Below are 21,388 nucleotides of genomic sequence, written 5' to 3'. Positions count from 1 at the left end.
CGCAAATAACAGGATCTTATCCTGTATTTACCTTAAGTCACTCATGCCTGATCGAATCAGTTACACGTTTCAAGGAAACTATGAAATTTTATTCGTCAATCTGTACAGGTGAAGTGTCAAATAGACAGCTTCGGCATCTTGTACAGGTTTTTTCAATGCATGTTGCAAAATTTTGATCATTTTCCAAGCAGTATTGTAGCATAAAGGATATTCATTTTTCAATAGATGAAGCAACTTTTCTGGCTCCTCTAATGATTCTTCCCGTTTAATACGCTCAATCGAAAACGTAATATGGCGCAGTAAGCGTAAATAATGAATACTTTCTCTATCTACTTTCATATGAAATGCATCTTCTATGACTTGGACCATTTGTGTCATGAGCTGCGAATGACGGTTGACCTCGGATAAAGGCCGGTTCGTTAAAGCAGAGTGAATGTGGAGCGCAATAAACCCAATCTCTCCTTCGGGCAGCTTTGTTTCAACATCTGGCCGCGCATTTATCAGTTCCACGACTTCCTTTGCGACCTCGTATTCTTTCGGGTATAAGGATTTCGTTTCAAGCATAAAAGGATTGGTGATATCATAGCCTTGCTTAACTCGTTTAAAACTAAAGGCAATATGATCTGTCAGTGCAATATGAATATGCTCATTTAAACGATGCCCCATTTTTTCTCGTATATGATAAATGACGTCATTGGCAAGCTCAATCATGTCCTCATTAATGTGGTGCAGCAATTGTTTGTATTCTGTTTGCTCTTTTGTATTCTTTAACACAAACATTTTCTCAAATGCCGCTTGATCGAGAACGTCACCCGATTTTTTCCCAAAGCCGATCCCTTTATCAATCAGGACCACTTCGCCTAAAGAAGGGTGTTTTGCGATGATGACATTATTATTTAACGCTTTATCAACGGTGAAGGATTCCATGAACATCCCCACCTCCTTCTTATTCAATCCTTCTTATCGTACAAAACAGATGAAACGTGCGTCAACGATTGTTTTTCAAAATAGTCGTTGTGCGCTCAACGAGTCGATATGACAGCACCCTTTTTTCTGGTGCCTCACCTTGTAACACTCGATTAAACAAGTCAAATGCTTCCTGCCCCATTTGTTTGAGGGGAATGTCTATACTAGAAATCCCCAATGCTTCACTCAATTGATCGTTTTGAAAACCAAGTATGGCTGGTGATTCTCCAACGTTTATTTGGTGACGCTGTGCTTCTAGTAAAAAACCTGCTGATACATCATCGTTTGTGATCAGTAAGGCTGTCGGACGATTTTTCATCTCTTTCCATTCTGTAAATAATTGCTTGCCATCAAAAATGGTCAGTTTTCCTTCAATGATCCATTCATCATCAATGTCCTGTCCAAGCGACCGCATCATTTCTTGATAAGTCTGAATGCGAACTTGGCTATTCTCCCCTTCTGTTCTAGCAAGAACGATTGCGATTCGCTCATGACCGCATGCCGCTAAGTGTTCAAGCCCTTCCTTAAAAGCCTGATCATGCGCAATCGATACCGATGAACATGGATCATGCGGAGTAGGATGACAAAAGATAATAGGACCAGATTCCTGCCACTTTAAAATGTCTCGATCACTTAACGCATTTGAGCAAAAGATTAAACCATCCACACGTTGCTCTTTTAAGCTCATTAATGCTTCTTTTTCCTTTACTGGGTCATATCCTGTTTGAAACAAGGCAAAATGCATTCCGCACTCCTGTGCTTTCTCTGCAATCCCTGTGACAATTCCGCTGAAATAGGAGTGATCAATTGTCGGAAGTACAATTCCAAGCATATTGGAATATCCCTTTGCTAAATGCACTGCCTGAATATTCCGTGTATATTTGAGCTCTTTCATCGCACTAAGTACGCGCTCTCGCTTTTCTTCTTTGACATAAGGATGATCATTCATCACTCGTGATACGGTGGTAACAGATACACCCGCTCTTTTCGCAATATCCCTTATGTTAGGCATTTTTTCTCCTACTTTCTCTTGATATGGTAAGCGTTTCATACTTTAAGATGTATGTGAGCTGAACAAATCACTGGGTGGAAAGGGGAATTCAAGATGGGCATTATCATATGGATCATATTATGTTTGACTATTTTGTTTTCTGCTCGATTCGCACTACATCCTTTAGGGAAAGAACATAAAATCAAGCCGTTTCAATCAATTGATGATTTCTTTGTTGATAAGGATCGCAAAGAGTGACAAAAAAATCACGATGACACTCCCAATATTTGGACGTTCATCGTGATTTTTTTCATTACTTGATGATCGTCAACTCTTTTGGATAATTGGTTAAGGTGACTGGGCCATCTTTTGTAATGAGAACATCGTCTTCAATTCTAACCCCGCCGACTCCTGGTACATAAATACCCGGCTCGATCGTATAGACCATCCCTTCTTTTAGAAGGTCATCATTTGCTTGACTCATAGAAGGGAACTCATGAACAGAAACCCCGAGTCCATGCCCTAGACGATGCGGGAAGTATTCGCCATACCCTGCTTCTGCGATCAGCCCTCTTGCTTTTAAGTCAAGGTCACCAATTCTCACACCCGGCTGGCTCATATCAAGTGCTGCCAATTCGGCTTTCAAGACGGTGTTGTAAATATCCTTTTGTTGTTCAGACGCTTCTTGATAGATGAAGGTTCTTGTAATATCTGAACAATAGCCATCCACAATCACGCCGAGGTCAAATAAAACAAAATCACCTTTTTTCAAGGCTGCCTGCCCCGGATTTCCATGAGGTTCTCCTGATTTTTCTCCGAATAGTACCATGGTTGAAAAGGACATGCCCTGAATGCCTTTTTTCTTGAGTTCATATTCGATGACAGCAAGAACTTCGGTTTCCGTCACCCCTTCTTTTAGGGCATGAACCCCAATTTTGACGCCTTCGTCTGCCAATTGAGCAGCTTTTTTCAATGTTTCAATTTCAGCTTCGTCTTTAATTAGTCTTAGCTGATTGAGCACATCTTCTGCCCGGAGAAATGTTTCTGCCCCAGTGACAGCTTGAAGCTGCTCTGCTCTTTGCAAAGGAATGGATTCTTTTTCAATCGCTAGGCGAGTCGCTTTTACTCCTCGTTTTTCTAGTGCCTTTTGTATGAAATCAAAGGGGTTTTCATGGTCTTCATATCCAATGAGATCTCCAGCCCATCCCGCATTTTTTGCTTGCTCAACTTCCATCTTAGGCAAAATGAAAAATGGATCTGCTTCCTGAAAAACAAACAGCCCCATCACTCTTTCATGCGGCTCTGTGAAGTATCCAGATAGATAGAATACATTCTCCTTTGTATGTATAAATGCACCTTGAATGTCTTTTTTCTTAAGCCAAGAAGACAAGTTTTTCATTCGATTCATCGTGATCCTCCTCACACGTTTGACTACTGATCTATTGTATCAGTTTTCACTGTATTTCGCACAAAAGCGCACTGGCCTAAAGCCAGTGCGCTTTTGTGATTTGCTTAAGAAGCACGAAGCAAACGAAGTCCGTTTAAAATAACCAAAATCGTACTGCCTTCATGCCCAATGACACCAAAAGGTAAATCAAGAACTTGTAAGAAATTCGCACAGATTAACAAACAAATAACAGTTAATGAAAAGATGATGTTTTGTTTAATGATTCGGTTCATCTTTCTTGAAAGACGGATCATCTTTGTCAGATTGTTTAAGTTATTTTTCATTAAAATGAGGTCTGCTGTTTCTAAAGCAACATCTGTGCCTCCGCCCATTGCGACGCCAACATCTGCTGTGGCGAGTGCAGGTGCATCATTGATTCCATCTCCGACCATAATGATCGAATCACCTTGTTTTTTCAGTTGATTGACTTCATGTACCTTTTCATCTGGAAGACATTCAGCGACAACGGTTTGGATGCCTGCTTCCTCTGCAATCGCTTCAGCTGTTTTTTGCTGATCCCCTGTGAGCATGACGGTTTGGATGCCTAAATCATTCAGCTCCTGAATCATTTTTTTGGCTTCAGGTCTGATTTGATCTTTCAAACCGAGACAGCCGACAACTTCTTGATTTTTTTGAACATAGACAACTGTATATCCTTTGGATGAAAGAACTTCACCATTCTCTTCAATGTCACGATCCATTGAAGCTTTTCCGGCAAAATCTTTCTTCCCAATCCGCCATGTGTCCTCATTTAATTGTGCTTCCACACCAAAACCTGATGTTTCTTCAATGGTTACGTGGTCTGTCCGCTCTGTATGATGCTCTTTTGCCATGTCAGAAATGGCTTTAGCTAATGGATGGTTTGACTGACTTTCAATTTGATAGAGCGCTTGATAAAAGGTCGATTCATCTTGCCCTTTTGCCAAAACCACTTTTTCAACAGCTGGTTTTCCACTTGTAATCGTACCCGTTTTATCAAATGCAATCATCGTACTTGTGCCCAGTTTTTCTAAAAAGACACTTCCTTTTACAAGCATACCGTTTCTTGCACCGTTTGAGATGAGTGAAAGAGCTGCTGGCATAATTGAGGCAACAAGTGCACAAGGCGAAGCAACCACCATAAACACCATCGCACGGTAAAACGTTTCACTCATGCTCCAGCCAAGTACAAAATGAGGTAGGAACATTAAAATCGCTACAGTGATGAGCACACCTTTTACATATGCACCTTCAAATTTTTCAATAAACGCTTGGCTTGGCGATACACTTTCTTGTGCAGATTCCACCAGCTTAATGATTTTATGAAAAAGTGTTTCTTCATTATGTTTTGTTACTTCTACTGTTAATGAACCATTTAAATTCACTGTTCCTGCAAACACATCTTCCCCTTGCCCTTTTTCCTGAGGCACCGATTCACCCGTTAAGGCAGATTCGTCTACACTTGTTCTTCCGCTCATGATCACACCATCTGCTGCAATTCGTTCGCCCGCTTTGATTAAAATACGATCGCCTGGCGTAAGTGAAGAAGCAGCGATTTGGATGGTGGTGCCATCTTCTTCAATTAAAGTGGCTTCATCTGGAGCGATACTCATTAAAGCCGTTAAGTCTTTTTTACTTTTATTTGACGTATACGTTTCTAGCGCACCGCTAAGCGAAAAAATAAAAATTAAAATGGCGCCCTCTGCCCAGTAGCCAATGATCGCTGAGCCTATCGCAGCAAATATCATTAAAAGTTCTACATTTAATGTCTTGGATGAAATGGTTTCTTCAATTCCTTCCTTTGCCTTTGCAAAACCACCAATAACAAAAGCAAGAATGAAAAGAGGAATACTCCACATCGTTTCATCCTTTAGAAACCATCCAATCAAGATGAGAATCCCCGAAATGCCTGCTGCGATTAATTCTCCGTGCTGTGCCCATTTTTGAAAGAGCGAGTTGGATCCCTTTTGATCTGTCGTTTGATAAAGTGCTGTATTCTCATTCATGATTACTTTCTCCTCTCTAATTGATAATGATTTTCACATTATCAATCGTTGCCCGTTCCGTTTATCATCTATATTTTCTGCTATTTCAAGCTTTTTATAGGTCTGTAACTCATTATAACAGGTTCTGATCAATTTTCAATTAATAATTATTATAATTTCTTTTTGATAATAATTATCATTATTATCATCCGACATTTCTTCCTCTTTCTGAGCACATTTTATTCATCTGAAAGGTAATTGAACACAAAAAAGAACCAACGGATCGACCATTGGTTCTTTACAGAAAGCTTGTGTTCTAAGAATTTGTCCACTCTTTGATTTGTTTTTTCGTCAGCGGACCTACATGGTTTTTGACCACTTCACCCTTTTCATTGATGAAAAAAGTCGTCGGGATCGTCATGATTTGGTATTTCTTCATCATTTCGCCGTGCTCATCGAGAACGATCGGAAATGTAAACTTTCTGTCTTTCACAAATTGGGCAACAGCATGCTTGCTTTGCTCAGCACCAAGTAAATTAACAGTCAGTATGTCTACATCACTTTGATTTTCTTTCACAATCTGTTCAAAGGCTGGAAGCTCCATTTTGCAGGATGGGCACCACGTTGTCCAAAAATGCAGAATGGTCCGTTTCCCTTTCACCGGGATCACCTGCGTTTCACCTGTTAATGTAGGAGCTTCTATCCTCGGCGCCATGACAGGCTCTTTTGCTTCAGCCTCTATGTTCATCAGAAATAAAAGAAGGGTCATCATGAGAAGACTGGCGGGTAGATATTTACGATTCATCAGCATCTTCCTTCCTGATTTTCCTATAGCTTGCCCGCTAGCTGCACATGACATTCAAGCTTTTTTCAATGTAAGAAACATGGAGACGCCGAGTTCCTTGCAAATCGTCGCATAATGCAAAGCAGTTAATAGCAGCATCCCCGTGTTCATTCCTAAGATAACGCCCATCATATTTAAGGATTCGATGGATCCTAGGAAATACACCATAGAGAACGACACCACGTGCACCCATATATTATGTAGGAACACATCTTTAATAAGACCCATACCAATTAAGCACGCTTGAAACGGCATCACGAACAGGTGGCATAAGAAGTAAGGCCATAGCAGCTGCAAGTAGACGGCTGCTTGAGGTGAGTCAAAAAAGAGCTGCGTGAGCGGATAAGCGAAATAATACATGATCATCACGGCTGGCACCCCATATCCAAACGTAATGAGAATCGCTTGTCTGACACGTTTTTTCACGAGATCATACTGCCCCAAGGCATAGGCTTCTGATACATTCGGAATCATCACAATCATAATGGAATGAGCGATAAACGCCGGAAAAAAACCGATCGACATCGCTACGCCAGCAAGCATTCCGTAATGATCAACAGCAAGCGTACCAGAAATGCCCGCTGCAACGAGGGCTCCTTTGATTAAAAACGGTTCAATCGCATTGGCAATGGCATGAAAGATACGCATACCTGTTGTCGGAATGGAGACTGCTAACAAACGTTTTCTGACGTCAATCCCTCTTAACTCAACCGATCTGACATTCACAGCATTTTTTGCCATGACGTATTGGGAATATAAATAGATAAAGACGACGAGATCACTTGCAACAATCACACCAATCGCGATAAGCACTGCTGTTTCAATATCAAACGAATACCAATGAAAAAACAAAAACAAACAGATAAGCTGGATCGTTTTTTTCAGCATATTGGCTAGAGCAATTCTGCCCATTTGTTGCTTGCCCATAAAATAGCCACGTGCAATGGAAGTAAATGCGATGATTGGAATGAGTGACAGAACCAAGCCCTTCATCAGCGGATGATACGATTGAAATACAGGAATGAAAGGCAGTACAATGGCTGCTATTGCCGTTGTTGTGCATGTCACCACAAGCGTCATTTTAAATGCATGGCGAAGCATACTTTTATGAAGCCGCTCATGCGATTCTGCAATGAATTTTGAAATGGAGACTGGCAGCTCTAAGCTGGCGATCACAAGCACAAGCATGATGATGGGAAGGATGCTCATATATAAACCCATTCCATGTTCTCCAAGCTCTCTCGCTAAAATCATATTGACTAAAAACTCGATACACTCAGCAATGAAAGCTGCGACAGATAGCAGAATGACCCCTTTTACAAATCGATTCATGTAGCCTCCCCTTGTCTAAAAGCAAATTCTTTTCACATTCTATGAGACAAGTCCTGAAAATATTTTAATAATTGAAGACAAAAAAACAGCGACTGATTGATCGCTGTTTTTCTTTACACTGCAAACACATGACGACCAATGCGTTCTACAATTTTACGAGAACGAATCCAGTTATCTGTCGCCGTTTTTGGATTATAAAAATAAATCGCCTTTGTTGTTCTGTCATCTTCTTTGACAACCTGCTTCACAGCTTTTACGGAATCCTGGTCTGCCTTATCATTGATACTTCCATTTGATACGGGCTGGAAGGCATTTCGCTGATAAATCACGCCTCTGACACTGTCAGGAAAAGAGCGGTGTTCTACGCGGTTTAAGACGACGCTTGCTACCGCTTTTTTCCCGGCGTAAGATTCACCTTTTGCTTCGGCATGTACCAACCGAGAAAGCAAGTCCATTTCTTCATTAGAATAGTGTGATTGATTTCTTGAGCTTGCTGGCTTTGCCGTTTCCTTTTTCTTCGGCTTCGGTTTTGATGCCTTCTCCTCTGTTGACGTGCTTAGCATTTTCACTTTCGGCTGATGTTTCTCCTCTGAAAACGCTGGGATCACAGTATGCTTTTCATCTTGATCTATATATGAAAGCTGATGCTTTACAGGTGCTTGTCCAAGTTTCTGACTTAATGTGCCTTCTTGCTCTTGTATATTGTCCATCTTGATCGCTGAGATGAGCATAAGGATGGCAAAAAGAGCTGTATGAATTTTGATCATTCGCCTCATTCCTCCTTTAATCAATGTAGGCTGTAAGATACTTGTCCACTCTAACAAGAGCTTCTTCTATTTTCACGCACAAAGATTTTCATGCCTGTCCAAATTCCGTCATTAAATGGCATGTCCTAGTTGAAATACGTATGAACTGGTAATGTAAGCGTTTAATATAGTCTCTTTTTAGCCTATAATCATCCTTATGCTCCTGATTATGGGTTATTACATTTTCTTTTCATATGTATCAAGCTGGTTTGAAGTGTGACAAAAGAACCAAAATAAAAAGCTTTTTCTCATGAATGAGAAAAAGCTTTAGCTTCTTGCTTCTTTAAGATATTCAAAAATAACATCTCCACCATGCTTGGCGATTCCGCGAAAATGTTTAAAATCATCTTGATTGACCAATACAGAACGAAATGTTAAAAAATCATCCTTTTGAATGGTCACTTGTTTTTCAGTTCCATTCCGTAATGATTCTAGTATTGTGTTGATGTGTTCTTCAGTCAAAAAAACCGCTCCTTTTCAGCCTTGATCAAATATTAAATATACCATTCGTTTTCAAAGCGTACAACGAAAACGAAAGAAAAACGTCTTTATCCTTTACATTGGTATGAAAATATTGCAAAATACTTTTTAATAGGGAATGAAATCTGTTTTTAAAGGAGAGGGATCGGTTGAAGATTGCAAAAATTGGGAATGTGATCGAATTTAGAAATGGTTTAACAGGTGTAGTTGAAAAAGTGAATGAAAACTCTGTTATTGTGGATGTCACCATTATGGACAATTATAGAGATTTAGAACTGGATTCACTAACAGTCGTTAATCATAAAAACTATAAAATCATCAAAGACTCCGTACATTAATTTGCAATCCTCAATTCAGACTACCGTTACATAAAGATATACACAGCAAAGCTGACTCGTGTAACAGCTCTGTTCTCTTTTGACAATCACATATGAAAAAGGCTGACAACCTGATATTATCCCCTCTAAGTAGACAGTGTAAAAAGCCCAAGAACATATCTTGGCTGTTACACTATACTTGGAGGGGATTTTTTATGGCTAGAAAGGGACAACAATTTCAACACTATTCGAAAGAATTTAAGATGAAAGCTGTCAAAATGTACGAAGAAGGAAACAAAAGTTATCAGTCATTATCTGAAGAATTAGGTATTAGAAGTTCCACTCAATTAAAAAGTTGGGTCAGAAAATATCGTGAGGGACAATCTTTTGAAGATCAAAGAGGTACATCAGTCAATCCGTTTAGGGGACGTCCTAAGTCCATATTTAAAAGTGTAGAAGAAGAGAGAGATTACTTAAAGGCACAGGTAGAATACTTAAAAAAGCGTTACCCAAATCTTCACGGGGAGGACGGATTTTAAAGAATGTGAGGTTTGAGGCTGTTCACGAATTAAAGAGCTTTTTTCCGTTGACATGGCTCGTCTGTATCGCCAAAGTATCACGATCGGGGTACTATAAATGGCGTAAGAATCAAAAGATTCGAATGGAACGACAACTGAAAGAACAAACCCTAAAAGAACACATCATGGCCATTCATCTTTCAAGACCCTTCTATGGCTATCCTCGGGTGACAATCGCTTTAAAGAAAGAAGGATTTCACATCAACCACAAGCGTGTCTACAGGTTGATGAAAGAGATGAACATCCAATCAATCATTCGAAAAAAGCGTCGGTATTTTGGAAGACAAGCTTCAGTTATCCATCCAAATAGATTAAACCGAAAATTTAAAACCAATCAATTCAATCAGTTATACGTAACTGATATTACCTATATCGCTTGCCAGCATCACTTTTATTATCTTTCAGCTATACAAGATCTATATAACAATGAAATCGTCGCATGGAAACTGTCAAAACGAAATGATCTTGAACTGGTCATGGAGACATTAGAGAACTTGACATCCCTGCGGGATGTCAAAGGAGCCCTACTTCATTCAGATCAAGGATTTCAATACACAACAAAAGCATATCAAAAGCGACTAGAAAACGTTGGTTTGAAGGGCAGTCATTCCCGAAGGGGAAACTGCCTGGATAATGCCTGTATCGAATCATTTTTCTCCCATCTCAAAACAGAGAACACTTACTTTTCTTCGTGTCAAACGGAAGAAGAGCTTCATAAAAGCATAGAAGATTACATTCACTTCTATAATCACGATCGATTCCAGAAAAAATTAAACCAGTGTGCTCCGGTAGAATACCGTCACACACTGGCAGGTTAGGCTTTTTATAATTGTCTACTTGACAGGGGTAAGACCAACCATATAAAGTGGCGTCAGTCTTTTTGCGCGTGAAAGGTTTGCATTTCCGCTTTTGTTTTGTACATGTCAACTTCTTCAGGTGTTATCACGCCTTTATCAATTAAAAGGGCGATCACTCCAAGTAATGTGGAGGCACTCCATTTATATCGTTCTTTGTTTTGATGTTCAAGCATCTGAAGCTCTTCCCTTAATTCCATTAGCAGCTTCTCTGTTTTGTCTTCTTTGTTTGCCAACACAAACGCCTCCATTTTCATTCGCTCGTTTCAATTTTATCTTAAAGTAAATATATGAAGAATAAAAGCATGATACACCTTTACAAACATACGTTCTGTCGTGTATACTATACATACGAGCTGGTAGCCCCCAGCCGTCCTAGCAAGTTCTATTCCTATTGGTATGAGAAGAGTGACATGACTCTTCTCTTTTTTTATGTGCCATCATAATCTATTCCATAAAAAAAGACATGTCATCCACATGTCTTTTCTTATTTATTAGCGATTATCAATCGTTTCTGGATACATATCGTGATTCATCATACGATACGATGCCATCTCTTCATACTTTGTCCCAGGTTTTCCGTAGTTCGTATACGGATCAATTGAAATACCGCCTCTTGGTGTAAATTTGCCCCATACTTCGATATATCTTGGGTCCATTAATTCAATGAGGTCGTTCATGATAATATTCATACAATCCTCATGGAAGTCACCGTGGTTACGGAAACTGAACAAATATAATTTTAATGATTTACTTTCGACCATGATTTCATTTGGGATGTAGCTGATATAAACGGTCGCAAAATCGGGCTGCCCTGTTTGCGGGCAAAGTGATGTGAATTCTGGGCAGTTGAACTTCACAAAATAATCTCTATTCGTATGTTTATTCGGGAACGTTTCAAGCACTTGTGGTGCATAGTCAAACAAGTAATTGGTCCCCTGATTTCCTAGTAAAGTGACACCTTCTAATTCTTCTGGTTTTCTTGTCGTCATTTTGTCTCTTCCTTTCTATACGCCTCGTTTATTTCCCCACAATAGCGTGTGCAATTGTGGTAGGACTCTCACACGATTCAAATCAGGATCTTGCGCTACTTGATCTACAAGCATTTCGTATTTCTTTAATAAGTGCGTTAATAAGTACGCATCATCAGCTGTTGTTGTATCATCATTTCCCACCTGCAAATAAAAGGGGAGTTCTGGGTATTTCGCATGAACATCCTTTGCATAGGCTAGATCATGATCATCAAAGATGACGACCTTCAGGCTTGCATGATGCAATCTGTTTCCATTTTTCAATTCATCTATGATACGCGTTAGTTTCGTAAAATCTGTTTTCATATTTGAACTTGGTGGTTTTGGAGAAATGGTTAAATCATCTATCTTCAAAAACCAATCTTGATACATCGTTCCCTGCGTTTCAAGCGCCGTATCAATTCCTTCTTCATGCAATAAATCAATAAGTGATTCCATTTGTTTCAAAAGCGCAGGATTCCCACCTGAAATGGTGACATGAGAAAATGCCTTTCCACCTATTCTCTTCAGCTCTTTTACAATGTCCTCTGCCTGAAGCCACTGAATATCATGCTTAGCTGATCCATCCCATGTAAAAGATGAATCACACCAGCTGCAAGAGTAGTCACAGCCAGCCGTTCTGACAAACATGGTTTTTTGGCCAATGACCATTCCTTCTCCTTGAATGGTTGGACCAAAGATTTCTAACACAGGAATCGCTTTAGTCATTGAGCTCAACTCGTTTCGGACGGTAAATGCAGTAGCTTGTTGGTGTCTCTCTGACAAAAACTTGAACACATACTGGTTTGTTCGCTAAAGTCGTTAAATATGCGGCCACTTTATCATACACAGTCTTTGCGACAACCTCAGTGGTTGGCATCGCATATGGATCATTCGATGAGAATTCTTCATGGTCATTGAGCAGTGTATGGTCGTACTGTCCATGAATGAGTTTTTTTAGCGTGCTGAAATTCACAAGGAAACCTGACTCATCTAAATGATCTCCTGCAATCGTAATATTGATCGTATACGTATGACCATGTACACGGCTGCAGGCGCCAGCATCTTCTCTCGGGATAAAGTGTGCTGCCGATACATGCATATCTTTATTCAATTCAAACGAAAATGGGTGATCCGTCTGTGGATAGATTTGAGAAAGCATTTAGTTCGCCTCCTTCATGTCCATATAAGTGTCATAGCCATTTTTCCGAAGCTTACATGCAGGACATTCCCCGCAGCCATCAGAAATGATGCCATTATAGCAAGTGAGTGTTTCATTTTTCACAAAATCTAGCGCATTCAGTTCATCAGCCAGCTTCCACGTTTCAGCTTTATTCAGCCACATGAGCGGCGTATGGATGACAAATGGTTTTTCCATTGCCAAATTCACCGTGACGTTACAAGATTTCACAAACTCATCTCGGCAATCTGGGTAGCCGCTAAAGTCTGTCTCGCACACACCCGTGATAATATGACGTGCTCCGATTTGATACGCAAGAATGGATGCAAAGGATAAGAAAACTAAGTTTCTCCCCGGAACAAATGTGGAAGGCAGTTCTCCTTCTTTTTCTTCAATATCAATGTCATCTCTTGTTAAGGCATTGGGTGCAAGCTGATTTAAAAGAGACATATCTAATAGATGATTTTTCACACCTAGCTTGTCAGCAATTCTTTTGGCGACATCAATTTCTTCTTGATGACGCTGATTATAATGAAAGGTTACCGTTTCAACCTCTTTAAATTGTTGAAGTGCCCATAGTAAACATGTCGTACTGTCCTGTCCCCCGCTAAAGACAACGACCGCTTTTTCATTTTTCATTTTCCTTTTCCTCCTTTTGCAGACCCGTACCACCGCACAAAGCTGCATCTGAAAGGTTCATGAAAACCCCTATTTTTCTCAAAAGAAAAGACACCTTTACATGTGTATGAGGTGTCCCAGCCATAAAAAATAAAAAATGCCACATCCAAGGATACGGCAAGTCCTTAGTTTTTTATAGAGGGTTTTGCTAGAACCTCTCCCGTTTTCACGGATTTTTGTTCAATTTTCACAGAGGATAGTGTACCACATAATTGATGTACAAGCTATCCCTTCTTTACTTAATCACCTGATGCAGGCACTTTTTTCAGACAAAGAAAGAGGATAAAAAAGATACTGACATAGCCAAAAACAGGGTAAACCGTTGAAATGAGTGTGCCGTATCCAATTTTACTGATCACATAACAGCAAAGCAGAATAAAGGATATCGTATACATACTGTTCAATCGGATATACGCCCTCACCTGTCTTTCGAGACCGTATAAATTCCCTATAACGGATGTAAAGACTTCACCAAAGATCACGAATAAATAGATGAGATGAATGGAGTTTGCGACTTGATACACCACTTGGGCCATCGGGATATCATAAGACTCCAGCATATCTAATGAAGAAAGAGATAAAAAGCAGGCGAGCAGAATGAGTGTCAGCATCAGTCCCCCAAGCACCGCTCCTTTTTTTATCACGGCTTCGGATGTCATTTCGTTTGCGACCGGCACTAATACGGCTTGAGATAGCGCTAAATTAAATGCACCATATGAAATCGCAGACAACATCCATTCGCCCTCTCCCATTTGCAGCCCTAGAACGTGGCTTTCACCGCTACTAAACACAAATGAGTCTAGAAACACAATCAGCGAAAAGAAAATCAGCATGGGAACGACAAGTACATTGACACCAAATAACCCTTTTGACCCTTTAAAAAGGACAATGACACTTAAAATAATCGTTAAAAAAATACCATATTCTTTTGAGATGCCAAGTTGTTCTTCAAAAATAGCGCCTGCTCCAGAAATCATCACTGACGTCACACCTAGTAAGATAAAAAACATGACGATGTTAATATATCGACTCGCAGCAGCTCCAAATAAAAACCGATTCATATCTTGATAAGACTCCGCTTCAATTCGTTTGGAAATCAGCATCATTTTTGCGCCAAGGCCGGTAAAAATAACACCGCTAATCAAAATCCCGATCAATCCAATCCAGCCAAAACGAACAAAAAATTCTACGATTTCTTTTCCTGTCGCAAACCCAGCTCCAACCACTGTTCCTACATATACAAAGGCAAGCTGAAAAGCGGATTCATTTGAACGTTTCATATGACCCCTCCGCACCCATCACTTTCGATTGTCTCTTTTTTATCCTATGAGACAAGTTCCTTGAAAAGAAGGACAAACCATGATTAAATGCAAAAAAGGATTTTTCATTCAGCTATGAGCAAAACAGTTGAAAGTCAAAATAGGTCAGAGTATACTATAGTCAAAGATGGTCAAACAACAGACCATTTTATTTAACATTCATTGGTCAAATAAAGTCAAACTTTATTTTAAGGAGGTCTTGGCTCATGCGTTGTCAACATTGTCAAGTAAATGAAGCAACGATTCGCCTGAATATGCAAGTAAATTCGTCCCGTAGCCAAATGGTTTTATGTGAAGACTGCTATACCTCTTTGATGGAACAGTCAAAAATGAAAATGGGTCCTAACCTTTTCGGAGGTGGTTCATTCTTCTCTGAGCAAGCAGGACATGCGACGAGCCAAGAGCGGCCTAAACAAAAAGGCTTGCTAGACGAGCTTGGCCGGAATTTAACGGATGGCGCACATGCTGGTTTAATTGATCCTGTCATTGGCCGTGATGAAGAAGTCACAAGAGTCATTGAGATTTTAAATAGAAGAAATAAAAACAATCCTGTCCTCATTGGTGAACCTGGTGTTGGTAAAACGGCCATAGCCGAAGGACTAGCACTAAAAATTGCAAATGGAGATGTACCAAATAAATTAAAGAACAAACAAGTTTATTTATTAGATGTCTCTTCACTTGTGGCAAACACAGGTGTACGTGGTCAATTTGAGGAACGGATGAAGCAATTAATCAAAGAATTGCAAAGCCGGAAAAATATCATCTTATTCGTTGATGAAATTCATCTTCTTGTAGGCGCAGGCTCTGCCGAAGGGTCAATGGATGCCGGAAACATTTTAAAACCAGCTCTGGCCCGAGGGGAACTGCAGTTAGTAGGTGCAACAACATTAAAAGAGTATCGCCAGATTGAAAAAGATGCTGCCCTTGAACGCAGATTCCAGCCCGTCATGGTTGATGAGCCAACACAAGATGAAGCATTCGAGATATTAAAAGGCATTCAAGATAAGTATGAAGCCTATCATGGCGTCACCTATTCTGACGAAGCCATTAAAGCGTGTGTTCAATTATCTTCGCGGTATATTCAAGACCGCCACTTGCCAGATAAAGCCATTGATTTAATGGATGAAGCAGGTTCAAAAGCGAATCTCTCCATTGATGCAGCAAGTGAAGATGAATTAACAAACCGTCTTGCGCAGATCGCCGCTGAAAAACAAGCTGCTTTAAATGAAGAACGCTATGAAAAAGCAGCGAAGCTTCGAGACGAAGAAGAAGCGATTGAAGCGAGATTGCAAAACAAAACAAATGACAAAGAACATGTCGTCACAGCTGAGGACATTCAGTCGATTGTAGAACAAAAAACAGGTATCCCTGTCGGCAAACTACAAGCAGACGAACAAACAAAAATGAAAGAAATTGATGTCCGCTTAAAAGCCCGCGTCATTGGTCAGGAACATGCGGTTGAAAAAGTGGCGAAAGCCGTAAAAAGAAGCAGAGCCGGCTTAAAATCAAAACACAGACCAACTGGCTCCTTCCTTTTCGTTGGGCCAACAGGCGTCGGGAAAACCGAATTGTCTAAAACATTAGCGGAAGAATTATTTGGCTCAAAAGAAGCGATCATTCGTTTAGATATGAGTGAGTACATGGAGAAACACTCCGTGTCCAAAATCATCGGTTCTCCTCCTGGTTACGTTGGACATGATGAAGCCGGACAGCTCACGGAAAAGGTTCGCAGAAAACCATACAGCATCATTTTGCTCGATGAAATCGAAAAAGCGCACCCTGATGTCCAGCATATGTTCCTTCAAATCATGGAAGATGGCCGTCTAACAGACAGCCAAGGCAGAACCGTCAGCTTTAAAGACACAGTCATCATTATGACAAGTAACGCTGGCAGCACAGATAAAAAAGCGGTCAAAGTCGGATTCCAGTCTGAACAAGAAGAAGCCATCGAAGAACAATCATTGATTGATTCACTGAGCGCTTATTTCAAACCGGAATTCTTGAACCGTTTTGACAGCATCATTCAGTTTGATTCATTAGATAAAGACGATTTAGTCAAAATTGTGGATCTTCTGCTCAAAGATTTGTCAGAGCAGTTAAAAGAACAAAATCTAACTGTTCACGTCACAAACGAAGCGAAAGAAAAAATCGCTGAACTTGGTTATCATCCAGCATTTGGGGCTCGTCCGTTACGAAGAACGATTCAAGAGCATGTTGAGGATCAAATGACGGACATCTTACTTGAAGAAGAACAACTTACTGGATTTACAGTCGATGTTGAACATGACGAAATTGTTGTGAAAAAGAGCTAAGTACATCCTAAGGAGGATCTTCAGCTCCATCATGTTACAGTGTTTAAAATCCATCTGAGCGCTGACGCTCCCCCGCCTCTTTTCCTTTACGATAAAAGAAAAAGAGGTGGAGCACATGGATCACATGATCAATTGGAACTACGATTTGATCAAAATCATACATGAAGAAAAATTAAAAGAATTGCTCTTAGATGAAACAGCTCAAAAAAGATGAAGTTGAAAACTCCCTTTTATATGAGGGAGTTTCTTTTTTTACGGCTTCTAGAAAGCGCTTTCGTCAAAATTTCTTCACATAAACTGTCTTAATTTTATATTCTGACTAAAACCCTTCTAGAAGACACCGATATTAACTATAGAAAAAGATAGTTAAAGGATTTGGTGAGATAATGGACAAAACATCGTTAATTGGTATTATTTTAGCATTTATTGCACTGAGTGTCGGTATGGTTTTGAAAGGTGTGAGTCTAACCGCTCTTATCAACCCGGCGGCTATATTGATCATTGTGGTTGGGACAATTTCAGCTGTTGTCATTGCCTTCCCATCTAGTGAAATTAAGAAAACACCAAAATTATTCGGCAAAATTTTCAAAGATAGCAAGCTTCCAACGATACAAGAAATGATTCCTCTATTTTCAAACTGGGCACAAATTGCTCGTCGTGAAGGTCTTTTGGCATTAGAGGCAAATCTTGAGGAAGTCGATGACGATTTTCTAAAGAACGGCTTAAGCATGGCGGTTGACGGTCAAAGTGCTGAATTTATTCGCGACGTCTTAACAGAAGAAGTCGATGCCATGTCGGAGAGACATCAGTCAGGCGCATTAATCTTTACACAAGCTGGTACATACGCTCCGACTCTAGGGGTACTTGGTGCCGTTGTCGGACTTATTGCCGCACTTGCAAACATGGGAGACATTGAAGCACTTGGACATGCGATTAGTGCTGCCTTCGTCGCCACACTGCTAGGGATTTTTACAGGGTATGTGTTGTGGCATCCATTTGCCAACAAGCTGAAGCGTAAATCAAAAGAAGAAGTAAAGCTTCGTCTCATTATGATTGAAGGGATTCTTTCTGTCCTTGAAGGCCAGTCTCCAAAGGTCATTGAGCAAAAACTTCTGATGTACTTACCAGCAAAAGAACGTGCAAATCTTGTCATTGAAGAAGGAGAAAAACAGAATGGCTAGGAAACGTAAAAAACATGATCATGAAGACCATGTAGATGAGTCTTGGCTGATCCCTTACGCTGATCTTCTTACGCTTCTTCTCGCCCTCTTCATTGTGCTGTTTGCATCTAGCTCCATTGATGCGGCAAAATATGAACAGATGGCTAAATCGTTTAATGTTGTCTTTACTGGCGGCACTGGCGTAATGGACCAATCAAGCATGCAGAGCACCGAAGAAACAGAAAACAGTAATCAAACCAAAAAATCAGCAGAAGATGAAGAAGAAGAAGCAAAAGCGAAAGCTCGTGACCAAGCGGTATTAACAAAGGTTAAAAAGCAAGTAGATTCATTCATTGCGGATAAAAAACTTGGTTCGAAGCTTGAAACAAAGCTGACGGATGAAGGTCTGCTTATTACAATTGAAGACAGCATCTTCTTTGATTCTGGGCGAGCGGTGATCCGCTCGCAGGATGTTCCGTTAGCCAAAGAAATATCCAAGCTGCTCGTCATTAACCCTGCTCGTGACATCGTCATTAGCGGACATACAGATAACGTTCCGATTCGGAATTCTGAATTTGAATCCAACTGGTATTTAAGCGCCATTCGTGCGGTCAACTTTTTAAATATTCTCCTTGAAAACAGCAACCTAGACCAAGAGAACTTTAGCACAAAAGGTTACGGTGAATTTAAACCGATTGCCTCTAACGATACCGCAGAAGGCAGAAGTAAAAACAGACGCGTCGAAGTTCTTATTTTGCCAATTGAGAAAAAAGCAAAATAAATAGGAAGCCAGCAGCTTCCTTTCAGATCATGACAAAGGGCTAAAATGATGTTTATTTTAGCCCTTTGTCTTTCTTATGAGCGCGATTGAAAGCGCTTGGCGTTTATCGGTGCGCAGGACTGACACCATATGCGAGGATTAGTCTACATACTAAAAAGGAAGCCAACGGCTTCCTTTTTTATGTGTTTATTCTTTATGATCATATAAATGCTTGGCACGCAGTCCTACATGTTTGAGCATATCGATGCAGGCATCCTTTTCCTCTTCACTAAGCACACTGATCATCTCGTGAATCTCTTTTGCATGATCTGGGAAGATGTCATCAAGTAAAGCTCTTCCCTGCTCCGTAATATGTGCAAATGTCACCCTGCGGTCTTCTGCACAAGCTTTCCGGCTAAGGAGTTCTTTTTTCTCCAATTTATCAACCACATACGTGATGCTTCCGCTTGCGAGTAAGATCTTATCACCTATTTGCTGAAGCGGCTGATCACCTTTATGATACAGCAATTCTAATACAGCAAATTCAGTCGGATTCAGACCGTGCTTCACAATATGTTTGTTCATGTGGTGGTTAATGGAGCGATAGGCACGTGATAGTACAATAAATAATTTCAAAGATTTCTCAACATTATGATTTTCCATTTTTTATCATCCTTTATGAAATGCAACCCACTAATGTGACATTAATAAACAATAAGTAAAATGTCAACATGTTGAACCATTTTTAGCATGAAAAAGAGACCAGAACGAATCACCTAATTTTTTAAAAATCTCACAAGTCATCGTAATAAAGATAGGTTCAATGCTATAATAAGTCTATTAGGTAATACGTTGGAGCGATGAATCATGAGTATACTGAAAGGGTTTTGGAAGAAGATCAAGCTTTACCTTATTTTGGTCGTGATTCCAACCCTCATCATTAGTTATTTTATCTACGAAAAAGAAACTGAGAAAATTGATGTAAAAAACAAACAAACCGCTACACTTATGTTAAATATTCACAAAAACCAAATGAATTATTTAATCAGTGAAACAGAAGCAAGATTAACTTCCCTTGCCATGGGATTTGACCAGCCGCTTGAAACGAAAAGAGTACAAAACATCCTAGAGAAAATCTATAAACAAGAACCTCGTTTTTCAGGCCTGTATCTCCTAGACCAAAAAGGAAATGTCACAGCCAGCACCACACCATTAAAGGAAAAAATCAACCTGTCATTTAGAGATTACTTTAAACGTATTCAAGTCACAAAACAGACCGTCATTACAGATAACTATGTAAGCCGCATTACTAAGCAGCGGATTCTCTCCATTTGTGTCCCTGTTTTGAATGAAAACGACGAAGTCACGGATGTGCTAGTCGCTGCGATTCAAATTGATTATTTAAGAAATATTATGAATGTATTAAACCCAGAGCTTCATTTTAAGATGCTGAATCAAAATGGAGACGTTGTGTTTACAAGTGGTCCACAGCCAGCATCTGAAAGTGATAGCACCGTGTCTACATATTTAGATGAAAACAGCTGGAAGCTGGAGGTTTTTCCGCAGCGTGCGACAACAAGTGAAGTCCTGTCTGTGATGCTGTTTCCTTTATCCAGTGCATTTATTCTCTTAAATATCTTATTCACACTCGTCCAATATATCATTTTAAGACGACAAACCCAGCAGGAACGCCACCAAAATGAAGCACAAAAGCTTGAACTCATTGGAACACTTGCGGCAAGTACAGCTCATGAAATTCGCAATCCATTAACAGGCATTAGCGGGTTTATTCAACTTTTGCAAAAGAAGTATCGTTCAGAAGAGGATCAGCTTTATTTTTCTGTCATCGAGGAAGAAATTAAACGGATTAACCAAATCGTCAGTGAGTTTCTTGTACTAGGAAAACCAACGGCTGAAAAGTGGCAAAATAATTCTGTGAAAGAAATTGTGAGTGAGATCATGCCCATTGTATTTTCTGAGGCGAATCTTTATAATGTCGAGGTTGATTTGCAAATCAATACCATTCAAGATGTTGGCGTGTATTGCACGAAGGATCACATTAAACAAGTGGTATTGAATGTAGCGAAAAACTCGTTAGAAGCGATGCCAAATGGCGGTCATTTGAAGATTGTCATTGAGGCTGAAAAAGAACAGGTCATCATAAAAGTGAAAGATACAGGTGAAGGTATACCAGAAGAGATGCTGAAACATATCTTCCTCCCTTTTATTACGTCGAAAGAAAAAGGAACAGGTCTTGGGCTTGTTGTGTGTAAACGAATCATTTCGATGTATGGGGGGACAATCGATATCGAGAGCGAAGTGAATAAAGGAACAACCGTGATCATCATGCTCCCTTCTGCACACTAATAGCTGAAGCATTCAGCCGGTTT

The 21,388-nt window shown here is 40.0% G+C and carries 22 protein-coding genes and 1 riboswitch; of the genes, 7 read left to right on the top strand and 15 right to left on the bottom strand.

The window, feature by feature from the left end:
- Nucleotides 1-78: 78 nt before the first annotated feature.
- Nucleotides 79-933: a glucose PTS transporter transcription antiterminator GlcT gene (gene glcT, locus ES896_RS11330; protein ID WP_017359435.1), complete on the bottom strand. Its 855-nt coding sequence runs from the start codon at nucleotides 931-933 to the stop codon at nucleotides 79-81.
- A 55-nt stretch (nucleotides 934-988) separates the two neighbouring features.
- Nucleotides 989-1,978: a LacI family DNA-binding transcriptional regulator gene (locus tag ES896_RS11325; protein WP_135226814.1), complete on the bottom strand. Its 990-nt coding sequence runs from the start codon at nucleotides 1,976-1,978 to the stop codon at nucleotides 989-991.
- 93 nt (nucleotides 1,979-2,071) lie between these two features.
- On the opposite strand from ES896_RS11325, the gene ES896_RS20135 reads away from it, so the two are divergent.
- Nucleotides 2,072-2,215: a hypothetical protein gene (locus ES896_RS20135; RefSeq protein ID WP_008348070.1), complete on the top strand. Its 144-nt coding sequence runs from the start codon at nucleotides 2,072-2,074 to the stop codon at nucleotides 2,213-2,215.
- A gap of 55 nt (nucleotides 2,216-2,270) precedes the next feature.
- Here ES896_RS20135 and ES896_RS11320 read toward each other — a convergent pair whose 3' ends face one another.
- From ES896_RS11320 to ES896_RS11295, 6 genes are all read right to left on the bottom strand, one after another.
- Nucleotides 2,271-3,365 carry a M24 family metallopeptidase gene (locus ES896_RS11320; RefSeq protein ID WP_125588966.1) on the bottom strand — a complete coding sequence of 365 codons (1,095 nt, stop codon included), beginning with the start codon at nucleotides 3,363-3,365 and terminating at the stop codon, nucleotides 2,271-2,273.
- A gap of 104 nt (nucleotides 3,366-3,469) precedes the next feature.
- Nucleotides 3,470-5,389, bottom strand: a complete 1,920-nt coding sequence (locus tag ES896_RS11315; RefSeq protein WP_129548256.1) for a heavy metal translocating P-type ATPase — start codon at nucleotides 5,387-5,389, stop codon at nucleotides 3,470-3,472.
- 295 nt (nucleotides 5,390-5,684) lie between these two features.
- The gene (gene stoA, locus ES896_RS11310; RefSeq protein ID WP_017367131.1) at nucleotides 5,685-6,173 is read right to left on the bottom strand and encodes an endospore biogenesis thiol-disulfide oxidoreductase StoA; all 489 of its coding nucleotides are present in this window, start codon (nucleotides 6,171-6,173) and stop codon (nucleotides 5,685-5,687) included.
- 54 nt (nucleotides 6,174-6,227) lie between these two features.
- On the bottom strand, nucleotides 6,228-7,544 hold the full coding sequence (locus ES896_RS11305; RefSeq protein ID WP_017359440.1) for a polysaccharide biosynthesis protein: 1,317 nt from the start codon (nucleotides 7,542-7,544) through the stop codon (nucleotides 6,228-6,230).
- A gap of 113 nt (nucleotides 7,545-7,657) precedes the next feature.
- Nucleotides 7,658-8,311 carry a cell wall hydrolase gene (locus ES896_RS11300; protein WP_017359441.1) on the bottom strand — a complete coding sequence of 218 codons (654 nt, stop codon included), beginning with the start codon at nucleotides 8,309-8,311 and terminating at the stop codon, nucleotides 7,658-7,660.
- 306 nt (nucleotides 8,312-8,617) lie between these two features.
- Nucleotides 8,618-8,812, bottom strand: coding sequence for a hypothetical protein (locus tag ES896_RS11295; RefSeq protein ID WP_008348081.1), 195 nt, complete (start codon nucleotides 8,810-8,812; stop codon nucleotides 8,618-8,620).
- Nucleotides 8,813-8,979: 167 nt separating this feature from the next.
- On the opposite strand from ES896_RS11295, the gene ES896_RS11290 reads away from it, so the two are divergent.
- Nucleotides 8,980-9,168 (top strand): YkvS family protein, encoded by a 189-nt coding sequence (locus tag ES896_RS11290; RefSeq protein WP_003211747.1) that lies wholly within the window; start codon nucleotides 8,980-8,982, stop codon nucleotides 9,166-9,168.
- A gap of 194 nt (nucleotides 9,169-9,362) precedes the next feature.
- Nucleotides 9,363-10,543 (top strand): IS3 family transposase gene (locus tag ES896_RS11285; protein WP_481747312.1). Its coding sequence is split into 2 segments (ribosomal slippage): nucleotides 9,363-9,642 and nucleotides 9,642-10,543, totalling 1,182 coding nucleotides; the frame shifts between segments, so codons are not numbered across the junction.
- Nucleotides 10,544-10,596: 53 nt separating this feature from the next.
- Here ES896_RS11285 and ES896_RS11280 read toward each other — a convergent pair.
- The 6 genes from ES896_RS11280 to ES896_RS11255 all read right to left on the bottom strand — a co-directional run bounded on the left by ES896_RS11280 (nucleotide 10,597) and on the right by ES896_RS11255 (nucleotide 14,727).
- Nucleotides 10,597-10,815: a hypothetical protein gene (locus ES896_RS11280; protein WP_017367128.1), complete on the bottom strand. Its 219-nt coding sequence runs from the start codon at nucleotides 10,813-10,815 to the stop codon at nucleotides 10,597-10,599.
- Between the two features lie 258 nt (nucleotides 10,816-11,073).
- The gene (gene queF, locus ES896_RS11275) at nucleotides 11,074-11,571 is read right to left on the bottom strand and encodes a preQ(1) synthase (RefSeq protein ID WP_003211403.1); all 498 of its coding nucleotides are present in this window, start codon (nucleotides 11,569-11,571) and stop codon (nucleotides 11,074-11,076) included.
- Between the two features lie 15 nt (nucleotides 11,572-11,586).
- A complete protein-coding gene (gene queE, locus ES896_RS11270) occupies nucleotides 11,587-12,318 on the bottom strand; it encodes a 7-carboxy-7-deazaguanine synthase QueE (RefSeq protein WP_058213825.1) in 732 nt (243 codons plus the stop codon).
- Nucleotides 12,311-12,751 (bottom strand): 6-carboxytetrahydropterin synthase QueD, encoded by a 441-nt coding sequence (gene queD, locus ES896_RS11265; RefSeq protein ID WP_008348088.1) that lies wholly within the window; start codon nucleotides 12,749-12,751, stop codon nucleotides 12,311-12,313. The genes queE and queD overlap by 8 nt, the downstream gene beginning before the upstream one ends.
- Nucleotides 12,752-13,408, bottom strand: a complete 657-nt coding sequence (gene queC / locus ES896_RS11260) for a 7-cyano-7-deazaguanine synthase QueC (protein WP_008348090.1) — start codon at nucleotides 13,406-13,408, stop codon at nucleotides 12,752-12,754. It abuts the gene before it with no gap.
- A 158-nt stretch (nucleotides 13,409-13,566) separates the two neighbouring features.
- Nucleotides 13,567-13,611, bottom strand: a riboswitch (PreQ1 riboswitch).
- A 75-nt stretch (nucleotides 13,612-13,686) separates the two neighbouring features.
- Nucleotides 13,687-14,727 (bottom strand): YkvI family membrane protein, encoded by a 1,041-nt coding sequence (locus tag ES896_RS11255; protein WP_041092377.1) that lies wholly within the window; start codon nucleotides 14,725-14,727, stop codon nucleotides 13,687-13,689.
- A gap of 245 nt (nucleotides 14,728-14,972) precedes the next feature.
- Between ES896_RS11255 and ES896_RS11250 the strand changes: the two genes are divergently transcribed.
- The 3 genes from ES896_RS11250 to motB all read left to right on the top strand — a co-directional run bounded on the left by ES896_RS11250 (nucleotide 14,973) and on the right by motB (nucleotide 19,019).
- A complete protein-coding gene (locus tag ES896_RS11250; protein WP_058213826.1) occupies nucleotides 14,973-17,078 on the top strand; it encodes an ATP-dependent Clp protease ATP-binding subunit in 2,106 nt (701 codons plus the stop codon).
- A 386-nt stretch (nucleotides 17,079-17,464) separates the two neighbouring features.
- Nucleotides 17,465-18,259, top strand: coding sequence for a flagellar motor stator protein MotA (gene motA, locus ES896_RS11245; RefSeq protein ID WP_008346088.1), 795 nt, complete (start codon nucleotides 17,465-17,467; stop codon nucleotides 18,257-18,259).
- Nucleotides 18,252-19,019 (top strand): flagellar motor protein MotB, encoded by a 768-nt coding sequence (motB, locus tag ES896_RS11240; RefSeq protein ID WP_024719648.1) that lies wholly within the window; start codon nucleotides 18,252-18,254, stop codon nucleotides 19,017-19,019. The genes motA and motB overlap by 8 nt, the downstream gene beginning before the upstream one ends.
- A 186-nt stretch (nucleotides 19,020-19,205) precedes the next feature.
- Here the strand turns inward: motB and mhqR are convergent, their stop codons facing one another.
- Nucleotides 19,206-19,661: a MarR family transcriptional regulator MhqR gene (mhqR, locus tag ES896_RS11235; RefSeq protein ID WP_003211701.1), complete on the bottom strand. Its 456-nt coding sequence runs from the start codon at nucleotides 19,659-19,661 to the stop codon at nucleotides 19,206-19,208.
- A gap of 204 nt (nucleotides 19,662-19,865) precedes the next feature.
- On the opposite strand from mhqR, the gene ES896_RS11230 reads away from it, so the two are divergent.
- Nucleotides 19,866-21,365: an ATP-binding protein gene (locus ES896_RS11230; protein WP_008346092.1), complete on the top strand. Its 1,500-nt coding sequence runs from the start codon at nucleotides 19,866-19,868 to the stop codon at nucleotides 21,363-21,365.
- Nucleotides 21,366-21,388: the final 23 nt, after the last annotated feature.

The organism is Bacillus sp. 005/A4HT-01/001, from assembly GCF_004634445.1.
Taxonomy (GTDB): Bacteria; Bacillota; Bacilli; order Bacillales; family Bacillaceae; genus Bacillus; species Bacillus altitudinis.
This window is presented reverse-complemented; position numbering and strand designations above follow the sequence as displayed.